The sequence below is a fragment of the Streptomyces sp. NPDC057963 genome, from assembly GCF_042887155.1.
GTDB lineage: Bacteria > Actinomycetota > Actinomycetes > Streptomycetales > Streptomycetaceae > Streptomyces.
Genome location: NZ_JBHVPX010000021.1, coordinates 62,048 through 77,528, shown reverse-complemented (window position 1 = coordinate 77,528; position 15,481 = coordinate 62,048). Strand labels below are relative to the sequence as shown.

12 protein-coding genes are annotated in these 15,481 nt (G+C 71.7%); 7 read left to right on the top strand and 5 right to left on the bottom strand.

Annotated features, from left to right (window positions below; translation table 11 throughout):
- Positions 1-138: 138 nt before the first annotated feature.
- The 4 genes from rimO to ACFVT1_RS33315 all read left to right on the top strand — a co-directional run bounded on the left by rimO (position 139) and on the right by ACFVT1_RS33315 (position 3,374).
- The gene (gene rimO, locus ACFVT1_RS33330) at positions 139-1,623 is read left to right on the top strand and encodes a 30S ribosomal protein S12 methylthiotransferase RimO (protein ID WP_389802330.1); all 1,485 of its coding nucleotides are present in this window, start codon (positions 139-141) and stop codon (positions 1,621-1,623) included.
- Complete coding sequence (gene pgsA / locus ACFVT1_RS33325) at positions 1,620-2,375, top strand: CDP-diacylglycerol--glycerol-3-phosphate 3-phosphatidyltransferase (protein ID WP_389802327.1); 756 nt, start codon at positions 1,620-1,622, stop codon at positions 2,373-2,375. Before rimO ends, pgsA begins: the two co-directional genes overlap by 4 nt.
- A complete protein-coding gene (locus ACFVT1_RS33320; RefSeq protein ID WP_389802324.1) occupies positions 2,372-2,881 on the top strand; it encodes a CinA family protein in 510 nt (169 codons plus the stop codon). The genes pgsA and ACFVT1_RS33320 overlap by 4 nt, the downstream gene beginning before the upstream one ends.
- A 109-nt stretch (positions 2,882-2,990) precedes the next feature.
- Positions 2,991-3,374 carry a helix-turn-helix domain-containing protein gene (locus ACFVT1_RS33315; protein ID WP_018105285.1) on the top strand — a complete coding sequence of 128 codons (384 nt, stop codon included), beginning with the start codon at positions 2,991-2,993 and terminating at the stop codon, positions 3,372-3,374.
- A gap of 834 nt (positions 3,375-4,208) precedes the next feature.
- Here ACFVT1_RS33315 and ACFVT1_RS33310 read toward each other — a convergent pair.
- The 3 genes from ACFVT1_RS33310 to ACFVT1_RS33300 all read right to left on the bottom strand — a co-directional run bounded on the left by ACFVT1_RS33310 (position 4,209) and on the right by ACFVT1_RS33300 (position 10,732).
- The gene (locus ACFVT1_RS33310) at positions 4,209-4,973 is read right to left on the bottom strand and encodes an SDR family NAD(P)-dependent oxidoreductase (RefSeq protein WP_389802321.1); all 765 of its coding nucleotides are present in this window, start codon (positions 4,971-4,973) and stop codon (positions 4,209-4,211) included.
- A gap of 32 nt (positions 4,974-5,005) precedes the next feature.
- Positions 5,006-5,809, bottom strand: coding sequence for a DNA-formamidopyrimidine glycosylase family protein (locus tag ACFVT1_RS33305; protein ID WP_389802319.1), 804 nt, complete (start codon positions 5,807-5,809; stop codon positions 5,006-5,008).
- A gap of 240 nt (positions 5,810-6,049) precedes the next feature.
- Positions 6,050-10,732, bottom strand: a complete 4,683-nt coding sequence (locus ACFVT1_RS33300) for a DEAD/DEAH box helicase (protein ID WP_389802315.1) — start codon at positions 10,730-10,732, stop codon at positions 6,050-6,052.
- Positions 10,733-10,813: 81 nt separating this feature from the next.
- Here ACFVT1_RS33300 and ACFVT1_RS33295 point away from each other — a divergent pair, with 81 nt between their 5' ends.
- Genes ACFVT1_RS33295 through ACFVT1_RS33285 form a run of 3 tightly spaced genes read left to right on the top strand, consistent with a single transcriptional unit; the run spans position 10,814 to position 12,988 of the window.
- Complete coding sequence (locus ACFVT1_RS33295; RefSeq protein WP_389802313.1) at positions 10,814-11,683, top strand: AraC family transcriptional regulator; 870 nt, start codon at positions 10,814-10,816, stop codon at positions 11,681-11,683.
- Between the two features lie 10 nt (positions 11,684-11,693).
- Positions 11,694-12,677: an AzlC family ABC transporter permease gene (locus tag ACFVT1_RS33290; protein ID WP_389802310.1), complete on the top strand. Its 984-nt coding sequence runs from the start codon at positions 11,694-11,696 to the stop codon at positions 12,675-12,677.
- Positions 12,674-12,988 carry an AzlD domain-containing protein gene (locus ACFVT1_RS33285; RefSeq protein WP_362203326.1) on the top strand — a complete coding sequence of 105 codons (315 nt, stop codon included), beginning with the start codon at positions 12,674-12,676 and terminating at the stop codon, positions 12,986-12,988. The genes ACFVT1_RS33290 and ACFVT1_RS33285 overlap by 4 nt, the downstream gene beginning before the upstream one ends.
- Positions 12,989-13,312: 324 nt before the next feature.
- Here the strand turns inward: ACFVT1_RS33285 and ACFVT1_RS33280 are convergent, their stop codons facing one another.
- Together ACFVT1_RS33280 and ACFVT1_RS33275 are read right to left on the bottom strand one after the other, a co-directional pair.
- Positions 13,313-14,059 (bottom strand): class I SAM-dependent methyltransferase, encoded by a 747-nt coding sequence (locus ACFVT1_RS33280; protein ID WP_389802307.1) that lies wholly within the window; start codon positions 14,057-14,059, stop codon positions 13,313-13,315.
- 465 nt (positions 14,060-14,524) lie between these two features.
- Positions 14,525-15,439 carry a hypothetical protein gene (locus ACFVT1_RS33275; RefSeq protein ID WP_389802304.1) on the bottom strand — a complete coding sequence of 305 codons (915 nt, stop codon included), beginning with the start codon at positions 15,437-15,439 and terminating at the stop codon, positions 14,525-14,527.
- Between the last annotated feature and the right edge of the window lie 42 nt (positions 15,440-15,481).

Sequence of the window (15,481 nt, the reverse complement as noted above, 5' to 3'; positions counted from 1 at the left end):
ACGCACCGCCTCCGAAGTCGCCCACGCGACGCGGCGGGCGTCCGGCAATCCTGCCGGGCGCTCGCCGCTTTGTTACTCGGTGTAACGGTGGAACCCTGCACGGCAGGGCGGGTGCCGGGACAAAGTAGTCTTGAGCCCATGCCCGAACGCCGTACCGTCGCCCTTGTCACTCTTGGCTGCGCCCGTAACGAGGTGGACTCGGAGGAGCTCGCAGGCCGCTTGGCAGCGGACGGCTGGGAGCTCGTCGAGGATGCCACCGACGCGGATGTCGCCGTCGTCAACACCTGTGGATTCGTCGAGGCCGCCAAGAAGGACTCCGTCGACGCCCTGCTCGAAGCCAATGATCTGAAGGACCACGGCAGAACGCAGGCCGTGGTCGCCGTCGGCTGCATGGCCGAGCGCTACGGCAAGGACCTCGCCGAGGCGCTGCCCGAGGCGGACGGCGTCCTTGGATTCGACGACTACGCCGACATCTCCGACCGCCTCCAGACCATTCTCAACGGCGGCATCCACGCCTCGCACACCCCGCGTGACCGCCGAAAGCTCCTGCCGATCAGCCCGGCTGAGCGGCAGGACGCCGCCGTGGCCCTGCCGGGGCACGCGCAGGAGGCCGCAGCGGTCCCGGCCCCCGAGGACCTCCCCGAAGGAGTCGCTCCGGTCTCCGGGCCGCGTGCGCCCCTGCGCCGGCGGCTGGGCACCAGCCCCGTCGCCTCGGTGAAGCTCGCCTCCGGCTGCGACCGCCGCTGCTCCTTCTGCGCCATCCCGTCCTTCCGCGGCTCCTTCATCTCGCGGCGCCCCTCGGACGTGCTGGGAGAGACCCGCTGGCTGGCGGAGCAGGGCGTGAAGGAGGTCATGCTGGTCTCCGAGAACAACACCTCGTACGGCAAGGACCTCGGCGACATCAGGCTGCTGGAGACGCTGCTGCCGGAGCTCGCCGACGTCGAGGGGATCGAGCGGATCCGGGTCAGCTATCTGCAGCCCGCGGAGATGCGGCCGGGCCTCATCGACGTACTGACCTCGACCCCGAAGGTCGCCCCGTACTTCGACCTGTCCTTCCAGCACTCGGCCCCCGGCGTGCTGCGGGCCATGCGTCGCTTCGGCGACACCGACCGCTTCCTGGAGCTCCTGGACACCATCCGCGGCAAGGCTCCGCAGGCCGGTGCCCGCTCCAACTTCATCGTGGGCTTCCCCGGTGAGACCGAGGCGGATCTGGCGGAGCTGGAACGCTTCCTCACCGGTGCCCGGCTCGACGCCATCGGCGTCTTCGGCTACTCCGACGAGGAAGGCACCGAGGCGGTCGGCTACGAGAACAAGCTGGACGCCGACGTCATCGCCGAGCGGCTCGCGCACATCTCCCAGCTGGCCGAGGAACTGACCTCGCAGCGCGCGGAGGAGCGGCTCGGGGAGACCCTTCAGGTACTGGTCGAGTCCGTCGACTCCACCGAGGACGAGCCGCGGGCGGTGGGGCGCGCCGCGCACCAGGCACCCGAGACGGACGGCCAGGTGCTCTTCACCGCACGCGAGGGCCTCGCGCCCGGCCGTATGGTCGAGGCGAAGGTGGTGGGCACCGAGGGAGTGGACCTGGTGGCCGAGTGTTCCGAACTCGTGGAGGCGGCCAGATGACGGGAGTCCCGGCATCCGCGGCAGGCGGCTCCGGCGCGAAGCCGGTCCGCGGCGGCAAGCTGGGCACCGCGGCCGTCAATCAGGCCAGTCTGTGGAACATCGCCAATCTGCTCACCATGCTGCGACTGGTGCTGGTGCCCGGCTTCGTGCTGTTGCTGCTGCACAACGGCGGTTACGACCCGGCCTGGCGGTCGTTCGCCTGGGCAGCGTTCGCCATCGCCATGATCACCGACCTGTTCGACGGCCACCTCGCGCGCACGTACGACCTGGTCACCGACTTCGGGAAGATCGCCGACCCGATCGCGGACAAGGCGATCATGGGCGCGGCGCTGATCTGCCTGTCCTATCTCGGCGATCTGCCCTGGTGGGTCACGGGCGTGATCCTCTTCCGCGAGATCGGCATCACGCTGATGCGGTTCTGGGTGATACGGCATGCGGTGATTCCGGCCAGTCGCGGCGGGAAGATGAAGACCCTGGCGCAGGGAACGGCCGTCGGGATGTACGTCCTGGCGCTGACCGGTCCACTCGCCACCCTGCGCTTCTGGGTGATGGCGGTGGCCGTCGTGCTGACGGTCGTCACCGGGCTCGACTACGTGCGCCAGGCCGTCGTGCTCCGCCGCAAGGGGCTGGCGGCGGAGAGGGCCACCGCGGCGGGGGCGTCCGGGATGGCCGAGGGGCGCGGGGCCGCCGGGGGCGCGGGGCCGGTCTCCGGGGACTCGACCGCCCATGGCTCGACGGAGGCCGAGCGGTGACCGCCGCGGCCCGGGTGCTGGAGCTGCTCGCGGAGCGTGGTGAGACTCTTGCCGTCGCCGAGTCGCTGACCGGCGGTCTGGTCGCGGCGGAGCTGACGTCCGTACCGGGTGCCTCGCGCTCCTTCCGCGGGTCCGTGACGGCGTACGCGACGTCCTTGAAGCGGGAACTGCTGGGTGTGGACGAGGCCCTGCTCGCGGCCCGAGGCGCGGTGGACCCGGAGGTGGCGCGGCAGATGGCGACAGGTGCGCGTCGCGTTCTCGGGGCAGACTGGGGAGTGGCCACCACGGGAGTCGCCGGCCCCGACCCCCAGGACGGCAAGCCCGTGGGCACGGTCTATGTAGCGGTGGCAGGGCCGGACGACGCGGAGAATGTGACCGCGTTGCGATTGAACGGCGGGCGTACGGACATCCGTAGAGAGAGCGTACGGAGCGTGCTCGCATTGCTCTCCGCCGAACTCGGCAAGAATGCAAGGGCACAGGATACGGAACAGAACGGGGGGAATTGATGTTTGCAGCCCTGAGTGAACACGACATCGCTCCCCGCACGGCCGCGGCGCAAGGCGGTACGGTGGGGCGTGAAGGATGCGGCTACGCGGTCCGAGGAGGGAGCCACCGATGATTCTGCTCCGTCGCCTGCTTGGTGACGTGCTGCGTCGGCAGCGCCAGCGCCAAGGCCGTACTCTGCGCGAAGTCTCCTCGTCCGCCCGAGTCTCGCTCGGCTATCTCTCCGAGGTGGAGCGGGGGCAGAAGGAGGCATCCTCCGAACTGCTCTCCGCCATTTGCGACGCGCTTGACGTACGGATGTCCGAGCTCATGCGTGAAGTGAGCGATGAGCTGTCGTTGGCCGAACTGGCCGAGTCGGCAGCAGCCAGCGATCCGGTGCCAGTGCCGGTACGCCCCATGCTCAATTCCGTCTCCGTGACGTCGGTGGCAGGTGTGCCGACGGGACGGGTGACCATCAAGGCGCCCGCGGAAGCGGTGGATGTGGTCGCCGCCTGACCCGCGCGGTCCCGGTGCGAAGCGGAGCCCCGGTCGGCCCCTCAGTGGGTTGCCGGGGCTTTCGCATGCCCTGGAGCGCTGCTCCGGAGGGGCGCGGTCCGTTCTGGATGCGGCCCGGGAGTGTCTGGGCGAGACTGCGAGTAAGAGGCATCGATCAGGAGGAACACGCACGGACCGACACGGTCCGACGTGGACCGGCAACAGCCTGAAGTGTCTCGGTGCGGCCCGATGCGGGCCGCACCGGCCTGTACCGGAGCGCCTCCGACTCAGGCGGAGCCGTGATCCGGAGCAAGCCCGGATCTCCCGGGCGGAGAGCGCACAACGGTCTGCGGCTGCGCACTGCGCGCTGGTGGTGCACCGGTGCGCCCTCCCGCCGGGTGAGCGCGCCGGACTAGGTTCGGCCGGAGGAGGCAGCCATGGTACGGCGATGGGTGCCGGCGCTCGTTCTCGGCGGGGTGTGGTGGTGGGCCGTGCTGCGGCTCGTGTTGGAACCGGCCCATGCGGGGCTTGTCGAGGGTGCGGTGGCGGCGGGCGGATGGGGGCTGAGCCTCCTGCCCGTGCATGCGGCCGCGAGGGCTGGGTCGACGCGGGCGAGCGGCACGGATGCCGACGCGCAGGCGGGGGCCGACGGGGGCGGGGGCGGACCCTGGGGATGGGAATCCGGTGTCGGGGCGCGGCTCGCGGGCCGGTGGGCGGATGCGGGGCTGCGATGCGCGGGCCGATGGTCGGACGGTGCGATGCGGTACCTGAGGCAGCGGTCGGACGGTGCGAAGCGGTATCTGGGGCAGTGGTGGTCGGATGTGGGGCTGCCGTGGGTCCGCCGGGTCCGGCGAACTACCACGGCATGGCTACGCCGCCGTTCGGGCGGAGGATCTGGCCGGTCATGAAGGCCGAGGCGTCGGATGCGAGATGAAGCACGGTGTGGGCGACGTCCTCGGGTTCGCCGACCCGGCCGAGCGGGGACATCCGTGCCATCGTGGCCTCCGCCCGGTGTTGCCGTTCGGCGTCGTGGCGGGCGGTCATGGGCGTACGGATCCAGCCCGGGGCGACGGCGTTGACGCGAATGGAATGAGGCCCCAATTCTGCCGCGAGGGTTTTCGTCAGCTGGACGACCGCCGCCTTGGCCGCGCTGTAGCAGAGCAGCCCCGGGTTCGCGGCGTCGACCGCCCCGGAGGCCATGGTGATCAGCGAGCCGGGCGCGCCGCGCGCGATCATGCCGCGGGCCACTTCCTGACAGGCGTACAGCACGCCCTTGAAATTGACGGAGAGGACGCGGTCGAGATCGTCGTCCGTGGTCTCCAGGACGCTGCTCGTATGCATGATTCCGGCGACGGCGGCCAGGATGTCGAGGTCGCCCGCGGCAGCCACCGCGGCCCTGATCCGACCGCGGTCGGTGACATCCAAGAGGTGGACATGGGAGGTACCGCCCGCTCCGGCGATCAGGTCCCGGGTCTCCAGCAACCCCTTCTCGTCGAGGTCCGCGCAGTGCACGGTGGCGCCCGCCGCCGCGAGAAGGACGGCGCTTGCGCGGCCGATGCCGCCCGCCGCGCCGGTGACGAACGCGGAGCGGCCCGTGAGGTCGTACACGGTGAGGGGCATGACGGGACCGTACGACCGGAACTGACGGATCGTCAACCGGGGTGGGGGCCCGATTGGCAGCGCGGACACCAGTAGGCGGGGCGGGTGTCCTGGTCCGCTGTGCGGATGGGCGTGCCGCAGCGCAGGCAGGGGCGGTCCGTCCTGCCGTAGACCCAGAGGCGTTCGTGCGTGCCGAATCCGCGGGTCGCGGTGCCGGTGGTCGTGCGCATCCGACGGTCGCGGTTGGCTTCGAGGAGCTGCTTGGCCGTGGTGACGAGGCGCGCTGCGGTGGCAGGTGCCAGGTCGCCGACGGGCAGCCAGGGGGTGGCACGGGCGAGGAAGCAGAGCTCGGCCTTGTAGACGTTGCCGATTCCGGCCAGGTTGCGCTGGTCCAGGAGGGCTTCGCCGAGGGGGCGGGCGGGGTCGCTGAGCAGATTGCGCAGAGCGGTGTCGGGGTTCCAGTCGGGGCCCAGCAGATCGGGGCCGAGGTGGCCGACCACCTGCTCCTCGTCCCGGGTGCGAAGGAGTTCGAGGACGGGGAGCCGGTAGCCGACGGCCGTGTGCTCCGGGTTGGCGAGGACCGCGCGAATCTGGTGGGCGGGGCCACCGCGCCAGCGCTCACCCGGGGCGTAGACGCGCCAGGCGCCGTCCATCCGCAGATGGCTGTGCAGCGTCAGGTCCCCCTCGATACGGGTGAGGAGGTGCTTGCCGCGCGAAACGACGTCCAGGACCGCCCGGCCGGTGAGGTCGGCGGTGGCGAACCGGGGGACACGCAGGTCGGAGCGGGTGAGGACCCGGCCGGCGAGTGCGTTGTGCAGGCGTCCGGCAGTCTGCAGGACGGTGTCTCCTTCGGGCATGCCTCCATGATGCGGCGTCGAGTGGCGAGTGAGGGCGACGCGCTGGGTGTGTGCGGTGTGCGGTGGGTGTGGTGCGTTGTGTGTGCAGGCGTTGTGGCTGGTACGAGGCGGTGTGTGCGGTGTGCGGTGGGTGTGGTGCGTTGTGTGTGCAGGCGTTGTGGCTGGTACGAGGCGGTGTGAGCGGGACGGGATGCCGGGCGCGAGCTCTGCGGTGGGCGACGGGCAGGACGGGCCGGTGGTTCAGGCGCGTAGGCGGAGTCCCCGTGGGGTGGCCAGGAATCCGGCCGCTTCCAGCGTGCGGCCGAGTGGGGAGGTCAGGGACGAGGCGCCGTTGGTGCGCTCCACCGTGACCGTGCCCAGTGCTCCCGCGCGGGCGGCTGCCGCCAGAGCCCCGGCCGCCGCGAGGAGCGCGGGGTCCTCCGGGTCGGTGGGCCAGGCCAGCAGCGTCTTGCCACCGCGCTCCATGTACATCGCCAGCTCGCCGTCGACCAGCACCACCAGGGCGCCCGCCTTGCGGCCCGGCTTGTGACCGGCGCCGTCCGGCGGCTCGGGCCAGGGCAGTGCCGCGCCGTAGGCGTTGGCCGGGTCCGCTGCGGCGAGGACCAGGGCATGGGGCGCGGCGCCCGGATCCGTACGGTCACGGGCGGTGGCCGTGGCGCGCAGCCGGTCGACGGCGCCGTCCATCGCGAACTGCGCCGCTCCCAGGCCCTCGACGACATAGCCGCGCCGCGCCTGTCCGTTGTCCTCGAAGGCGGAGAGGACGCGGTACGCGGCCGAGAAGCCGCCCTCGACGCCCTCCGCCTGGACCGCACCGCGGGTCACCACGCCGTGGCGGTCGAGGAGGGTGCGTGCCAGGGCGTGTGCGCGGTGCGTGGGTTCGGGTTCGGCGGTGGGGAGCAGGGACCAGCGGCCCGAGACGGTGGGCGGGCCGGTGCGGGAAGCGGGTCGGGCGGCGGCGGTGAGCGAGCCGTAGCGACCGCGCGGGATGCTCCGCTTGGCGCGGTGGGCGGTCGACCCTGCTGTGCGCCCGGAGCCGAGGAGTGAACGCAGCGGGGCGAGTGTGTCGTTGGTGAGCCGGCCCGACCAGGCCAGGTCCCAGACGGCGTCGGCCAGTTGCGGATCGGTGCAGTCCGGGTGGGTGGTGGCGCGGACCTGGTCGGCGATCTGCCGGAAGAACAGTCCGTATCCGCCGCTCAGGGTCGTCAGGACGGATTCGTGCAACGCGCTGAGTTCGAGCGGGTGCGGGGGCGGGAGGAGCAGGGGTGCGCTGTCGGCGAGGTAGAGGGACAGCCAGCCGTCCTTGCCGGGCAGGGCGCCGGCACCGGCCCAGACGACCTCGCCGGTGGTCGTCAGCTCGTCCAGCAGCGCGGAGGTGTAGTCCGTGACCCGGCCCGGCAGGATCAGCTTCTCCAAAGCCGACGCCGGGACGGGCGCACCCTGCAACTGCTCGACGGCGCGGGCCAGTCCGTCGATTCCGCGCAGGCTGTTGCGCCCCATGTGCTGCCACTGGGGAAGGAAACCGGCGAGGGCGGCGGGCGGCACCGGTTCCAGTTCCTGGCGGAGCGCGGCGAGGGAGCGGCGGCGCAGCCGGCGCAGCACGGTGGCGTCGCACCACTCCTGGCCGATGCCGGCGGGGTGGAACTCGCCCTGGACGAGTCGGCCGGCGGCGGCGAGCCGTTGCAGTGCGCCGTCCGTGACGGCGGTGCCCAGGCCGAAACGGCCGGCGGCCTCGGTGGAGGTGAACGGACCGTGCGTACGGGCGTATCGGGCGAGGAGGTCGCCGAGGGGGTCCTTCACCGGTTCGGTGAACGCCTCGGGGACGCCGACCGGAAGGGCGGTGCCCAGGGCGTCGCGCAGCCGTCCCGCGTCCTCGATCGCGGCCCAGTGGTCCGCTCCGCCGATCCGCACCCGGATGGCACGGCGGGCGGCGGACAGCTCCGGGGCCCAGGGCGGCTGGGCGCCGCGCGCGGCCAACTCCCGGTCGGTGAGCGGTCCGAGGACCCGAAGGAGATCGGCGACCCCCTCGATGTCCTTGATCCGACGGTCCTCGGTCAGCCACTGGAGCTCCTGCTCCAGCTCGGTCAGGACGTCGGCGTCGAGCAGCTCGCGCAGTTCTGCCTGGCCGAGGAGCTCGGCCAGCAGGTGGGAGTCGAGGGAGAGGGCGGCGGCCCGCCGCTCGGCGAGGGGTGAGTCGCCCTCGTAGAGGAACTGAGCGACATAGCCGAACAGGAGGGAGCGGGCGAAGGGAGAGGGCTCCGGGGTGGTCACCTCGACCAGCCGGACGCGGCGTGCTTCGAGGTCGCCCATGAGTTCGGTGAGCCCGGGGACGTCGAAGACGTCCTGGAGGCATTCGCGGACCGCTTCCAGGACGATCGGGAAGGAGCCGAACTCGGAGGCGACCTGGAGCAGTTGTGCGGCGCGCTGGCGCTGCTGCCAGAGCGGGGTGCGCTTGCCGGGGCTGCGTCGCGGCAGCAGCAGGGCGCGTGCCGCGCACTCGCGGAACCGGGAGGCGAACAGGGCCGAACCGCCTACCTGGTCGGTGACGATCCGACTGATCTCGCCCTGGTCGAACGTCACATCCGCGGCGCCGACGGGTGGTTGATCGCTGTCGTGCAGGGGGACCGGCAGCGAGGCCGGATCCTGGGCGGGGTCCTGCCCCGGATCGAAGTCCAGGAGGTCCAGCCCCATCAGGTCGGCATCGGGCAGCCGCAGCACAATGCCGTCGTCGGCATGCATCACCTGGGCGTCCATGCCGTACCGCTCGGCGAGGCGGGCGTTCAGCGCCAGCGCCCACGGGGCATGCACCTGCGCGCCGAACGGTGAGTGGACGACGACGCGCCAGTCACCCAGTTCGTCGCGGAAACGCTCGACGAGGACGGTCCGGTCGTCCGGCACATGACCGCAGGCGCGGCGCTGTTCGTCGATGTACGACAGGGTGTTGTCGGCGGCCCAGGTGTCGAGACCGGCGGCGAGCAGACGCTCCCGGGCGTCCTCCGGCGGCAGCCCGCCGATCTCGCGGACGAACGCACCCAGCGCACGTCCCAGTTCCAGTGGGCGGCCCAGCTGGTCGCCCTTCCAGAACGGCAGCCGGCCCGGAACCCCGGGGGCGGGCGACACCAGGACCCGGTCGCGGGTGATGTCCTCGATCCGCCAGGACGTGGTGCCCAGCGTGAAGACGTCGCCGACCCGGGACTCGTACACCATTTCCTCGTCCAGCTCACCGACCCGGCCGCCGCCCTTCTTGGGGTCGGCGCCGGCGAGGAAGACCCCGAAGAGTCCGCGGTCGGGGATGGTCCCCCCGGAGGTGACGGCGAGCCGCTGGGCACCGGGGCGGCCCGTGACCGTACCGGCCACGCGGTCCCAGACCACACGCGGGCGCAGCTCGGCGAAGGCGTCGGACGGATAGCGGCCGGCGAGCATGTCCAGCACGGCGGTGAACGCCGATTCGGGCAGGGAGGCGAAGGGCGCGGCACGGCGCGTCACGGCCAGCAGATCATCCACCTGCCAGCTGTCCAGAGCGACCATGGCGACCAGCTGCTGGGCCAGCACGTCCAGGGGGTTGGACGGGATCCGGAGCGCCTCGATGGAGCCCTCGCGCATGCGCTCGGTGACCACGGCCGCCTGCACCAGATCGCCCCGGTACTTCGGGAAGACCACGCCGGTGGAGACCGCGCCGACCTGGTGTCCGGCGCGGCCGACCCGTTGCAGCCCGGAAGCGACCGACGGCGGCGACTCCACCTGGACCACCAGGTCGACCGCGCCCATGTCGATGCCCAGCTCCAGACTGGAGGTGGCGACCACGGCCGGCAGCCGCCCCGCCTTGAGGTCCTCCTCGACCTGGGCGCGCTGCTCCTTGGAGACCGAGCCGTGGTGGGCGCGGGCGAGCAGCGCGGGGGCGCCCTTCGCCGCGCCCGACTGGGCCATGATCTCGGCCGGGGAGTGCGCCTCCGGCAGCGTCGGGGCGGGGGCGTGCTCATCGAACACGGTGCCGGTGGCCCGCTCGTACGCGATCTCGTTGAGGCGGTTGCACAACCGCTCCGCGAGGCGGCGGGAGTTGGCGAAGACGATCGTGGAGCGATGCTCCTGGATGAGGTCGACGATGCGTTCCTCGACATGGGGCCAGATCGACGGCTTGTCCGCCTGGCCCGCCTGGTCGGGGTCGGTGGCGGGGGAGCCGCCCAGCTCACCCAGATCCTCGACCGGCACGACCACCGACAGGTCGAACTGCTTGGTGGACGGCGGCTGGACGATCTCCACCTTCCGCCGCGGCGAGAGGAAGCGTGCCACCTCGTCGACCGGCCGGACCGTCGCCGACAGGCCGATCCGTCGTGCGGGCCGGGGCAGCAGCTCGTCGAGACGCTCCAGCGATACGGCGAGGTGGGCGCCCCTCTTCGTGCCCGCCACGGCGTGCACTTCGTCGAGAATCACCGTCTCGATGCCGGACAGCGCCTCCCGGGCCGACGAGGTCAGCATCAGGAACAGCGATTCGGGTGTGGTGATCAGAATGTCCGGCGGCCGGGTCGCCATCGAGCGGCGCTCGGCGGGCGGGGTGTCCCCGGAGCGGATACCCACCCGGACCTCGGGCTCGGGCAGCCCCAGACGCACCGACTCCTGGCGGATGCCGGTCAGTGGTGAGCGGAGGTTGCGCTCGACATCGACCGCGAGGGCCTTGAGGGGCGAGACGTAGAGCACGCGGCAGCGCTTCTTCGCCTCGGCGGGCGGCGGGACGGACGCCAGTCCGTCCAGCGCGGCGAGGAAAGCGGCCAGGGTCTTGCCGGAGCCGGTCGGCGCGACGACCAGCACGTCCGAGCCCTCGCCGATCGCGCGCCAGGCGCCCTCCTGCGCGGCGGTGGGCGTGCTGAAGGCCCCCGCGAACCAGCTGCGGGTCGCGGGGGAGAACGAGTCGAGCGCAGATCCGGCCATGTCCCCCATCGTGCACCCGGCCACTGACAACAGCCGTGACGTCCATCGGCGACCGCGTCCGGGAGCTGCGAGAATTCGCCCATGGTGGCCGTACCGAAGGCGGGATCGGGGGAGTGGGCGAGGCACTGGCAGTACGCGGAGCTGCCCGACCTCGATCTGCTGCGTGCCCGGTACGTGCGTCACACCTTCCCGCGCCACAGCCACGAGGGGTATGTCTTCGGCACCATCACCCGCGGGGTCGAGGACGTCGGGCTGCCGGGCGGCACCGTCCACGCGGGACCCGGTGATGTCGTCATGATCAATCCGGAGGTGCCGCACACCGCCCGCGCAGGGGTTCCTGAGGGCTGGGTGTACGCGACGCTGTACCCGTCCGCGCAGGTGGTGAACGACATCGCGGCGGAGACGACGAGGCTGCGTGGCACGGTCGGCTTCACCGAGGCCAGCGTCGTGGACCCGTACGCGGCCCAGCTGATCGGCGAGGTCCACCGGGCCGCGGAGGAGGGCAACGCACTCGCCGCCGACACCGTGCTGCGGGTCATGGTCGCGCGGCTGCTCAGCAGGCACGGCAGCGTGCTGCCCTTCCGCGAGCCCCGCTCGGCGGGGGCGCGGGACGCGGCGCGGGCCCGTGCGGTGCTGGAGGGCCGCATGGCGCGGCCGCCCACTCTGGACGCGCTGGCCGCCGAGCTCGGAACCAGCCCGTTCGCGCTGCTGAGGGCCTTCAAGAAGCAGTACGGGATGCCGCCGCACACCTGGCTCACCGATGCCCGCGTGCGGGCCGCGCGCCGGATGCTCGACGCGGGGACGGCGCCCGCGGCGGCGGCCGCCGAGGTCGGCTTCACCGATCAGCCGCATCTCAACCGTCACTTCACCCGGATCGTGGGCGTGCCCCCCGGCGCGTACCAGCGCGAACGTGCAAGAACGTACAAGACCGGTCGGGATCTGCCCACGTAGCGTTCCGGTCGTGGCAGAACAGAAAGCACTCCCAGAGGGCGCCGGCAAAGCGCCCGGCGCGCCCCACGGCCGCGCGGCCGCCCACGGGGCGCGGCCTGAGGCGGCAGAGGCGAAGCCGGAGGTCGCCGGGGCGGCATCGGACGCGGCCGCGCCGACACCGGAGGCGGCAGAGGCGAAGCCGGACGGGGCCGTCGTACGCGATGCCCTCGGCGTCGGTATAGCCGTCGGGCTCTCCGGCTTCGCCTTCGGCGTGACCTCGGCCGGCTCGGGACTGAGCCTGTTGCAGACCTGCGTGCTCAGCCTCGCCGTCTTCACCGGTGCCTCGCAGTTCGCCCTTGTGGGCGCGCTCGCGGCGGGCGGCAATCCGTACACCGCCGCTGCCGGGGCCTTCTTCCTCGGGGTACGCAACTCGTTCTACGGCCTGCGGCTCTCGCAGCTCCTCGTACTTCCGCGCGCGATCCGTCCCTTCGCCGCCCAGTGGGTCATCGACGAGACGACCGCCGTGACACTGCCACAGCCCACCCGGCGGGCCGCGCGGATCGGTTTCGCCGTCACCGGGCTCACCCTCTACGTGCTGTGGAACCTGACCACGCTGCTGGGGGCGCTCGGCGCCGAGGCGCTCGGTGACACCGACGCCTGGGGGCTGGACGCGGCGTCGCCCGCGGTCTTCCTCGCCCTGCTCGCGCCGATGCTGAAGAGCGCCACGGAGCGCGTCACCGCCGCAATCGCGGTTCTGCTCGCGCTCGGACTGCTGCCCGTACTGCCCGCAGGTGTCCCTGTCCTGCTGTCCGCGCTCGCCGCACCCGCTGTTCTGTTCCTGAGCGGACGCCGGAAGGGAACGGGCCGGGGCGAGGCGGGGACGGCATCCGGCCGGGGCGAGTCCACGGCGGAAGAGATCACGACGGACGAGTCCACGACGGACGAGTCCACGACGAAAGAGTTCACGTTGGACGAGTCCATGACGGACGAGATCACGACGGAGGAGGGCCGGTGAACGTCTGGATCGCCATCGCGCTGACCGCCGTCGGCTGCTACCTCGCCAAACTGCTCGGCCTGCTCGTGCCCGCCGGTGTGCTGGAACGTCCGCTTGCGCAGCGACTCGCCGCGCTCCTGCCCGTGGCGCTCCTGGCCGCGCTCACCGCACAGCAGACATTCGGCGACGGGCAGCACCTGACGCTGGACGCCAGGGGTGCGGGGCTTGCCGCAGCGGCCCTGGCACTGGTTCTGCGCGCGCCCTTCCTCGTGGTCGTAGGAGCCGCCGTGGTCGTCACCGCGGGGGTACGCGCCCTCGGTTGGGCGCCTTGACGAGACACCTGGGCGAGTCACATGTGTAAGGGGCTCGGTTCCTGGGACCGAGCCCCTTACACATGTACTCGTCGGCCCGTTCAATGGGCTGCGAGGCCCATCGGCGCGGTCTCCGCCATGTCCAGCCGTGCCGCGTCCTTCTCCGGCCGGAGGAAACAGCAGGCGAGCCCACCGGCCGGCGCCACCGGCCCCGCCATCAGGAGATACGCCGAGTGGGAGCCCGTGGGAACGGAGGCCGCCGCATCGACCGTCCAGCCTGTGACGAGCGGCGAATTGACGGCGCCTCTGCCCGCCGGCGGTCACCAACGTGTGGCAGTGGCTGGGTCAACGGATGGCGACAGCCAAGCTGACCACGTAGTGCTCCTCGACCACCCGGTTCGGGAAGACCTCGGCCAGGAGGGCGCGCTCCTTGGCGACAAAGGTGTTCGTCGCCTCCTTGCCGAGGACGAGGAAGTCGGAGTAGCTGGCGAGGTTGGCGAGATGCGTGTCGAGAGGAACGCTCCGGGTCCACGACACGTGCCGGTGGACGAAGCCGAGCTCGGGCGGCAGTCCGCGGAACCGGGCCATGGGGTCGTGAGGGCTGTCGTCGGCGCCGAACAGCCTGCGCAGGCGAGCATCCTGGTCGGCAATCCACGGAACGGTGCTGTCCGAGTCGTTCCACCAGAGGGCGAGTGCACCACCGGTGCGCAGGACCCGGAGAGCTTCCGGGACGGATTTGCGCTGGTCGGTCCAGTGCCAGGCTTGGGCATAGGTGAGGACGTCGATGGAGGCGGAGGCCAGCGGCAGGTTGTTGCCGTCGCCGATCACAAGGGGGACCTCGGGCAGGCTGAGACGGAATTGAGAGGCCATCCCGGGGCCGGGCTCGACCGCGATGACGTTCGCACCGCGGGCCCGGAGAAGCATCGTCGCCAGTCCGGTGCCTGCCCCGACGTCGGCGACGCGGGCGCCCTTCAAGGGGAAACCGGTGAGTTCCTCGACCGCGTCGAGCAATTCGGACGGGTAGGAAGGACGGCTCGCGGCGTAGCTGGCGGCAGCCGTGTCGAACGAGCGGGCTTGCGAAGTGATGGTCATACGAACATTGTTGACAGCTACAGGTACTTGGCGCCGTACTTTTCCGCCTTTCCTCCGACAGCAGACAGTCACCGGGGACGTCGGCGGATGCATCAGCGTGACGGCTCGCCGCCCACGCGAGGGCGGCGAACGTTGAGACAGGGGCGTCGGACGTCAGCCGGCCCCGCTTGCTCTCCGGCTCGTGCTCGGGTGGTGGCGAGGCGGTAGGAGTCGATGCCGACGCGGAAGGCAAACGCGTGGCGCCACGATACGGGCATACGGCATACGGCATACGGCGTGCGGTTCGCGGTTGGCGGTTCGCGGCTTGGGGTTTGGGGTTTGGGGTTCGCGGGGCAACTTCGCAGGTCGTACGGCTCAAAGCGCCCGGGAAACAGGCCACGGTGCCCGGACCCGGACGGGGCGCCCGATACCCGATGCGCGGGCCCGGATCCCGGACACGACGACCGCGGGCCCGCCCGTACGGTCTCAGTCGAGGCTGCGTCCGTGGGCCCGGAGCGTCAGGAGCGCCTTGAGCGTCACGAGGGGCCGCCCTTCCAGAGCCGTCCCCGGCGCCCACTGCCGCCAGTTCACCGGCCAGCCACCGTCCGCCTGCTGCTCCGCCGCGAGGTGGTCGAGCGAACGGGCCAGCTCCTCGTCGGTGAACCAACCGCGGGCGAGCGACTCGGGGGTACGGGCGTAGTCGTACGGGAAATGCTGCTCGCCCGGTGCGTATCCGGCTGCCACCGGGTAGTCCGCGCGCCGCTCCGGATCCAGCACGGCGAGCCGCTGTTCCCGCACCAGGCGCCCGAGCCGGTCGGCCGCCGCCTCCGCACGGGCCCGGTCGGGGGCGCCGTCCAGAAAGGCGAGCGCCGCCTCGATCTCGTACGGATGCGACCGGTCCAGGGCCTCGACCGCCGCCCAGCAGAAGTCGGTCGCCCGGAACAGCCAGGCGTGCCACACCGCATTACGGTGCAGGAGCCCGACGACCGGTCCGGTGGCCAACAGTTCCGCGGGCGGGTCGTCGACGATCGGGATGAACGGCGCGGCCGGATAGCCGCGCTGCGACGGCAGGAGAGCGGGCAGCGCCCCCTCCTTGGTGGACACCTCCGTCAGGAAGCGGCAGATCCTTTCCACCCGCGGCCCGTCGCAGCGGCCGATGGAATCGAGGACATTGAGCGCATGGGCGGTGTGCAGCGGCTGACTGACGGGGCCGCGCAGATCGGGTTCGAGCGCGTGGCCGTATCCGCCGTCCTCGTTCAGATAGGCGGCGAGCGCGGTCTCCACGGCGTCCGCACTTCCTTTCAGGAAGTGATGGGCGAACCGCCGCTGTTCTAGTACACGGGCCGTGAGCCAAATGAACTGCTCAGCACGGTCGAGGGGACTTGTTCCGGTTCCAGCCATGGACCGACCGTAGGGCGGTAAGCGCTCTCGGCAGGGCGTAGC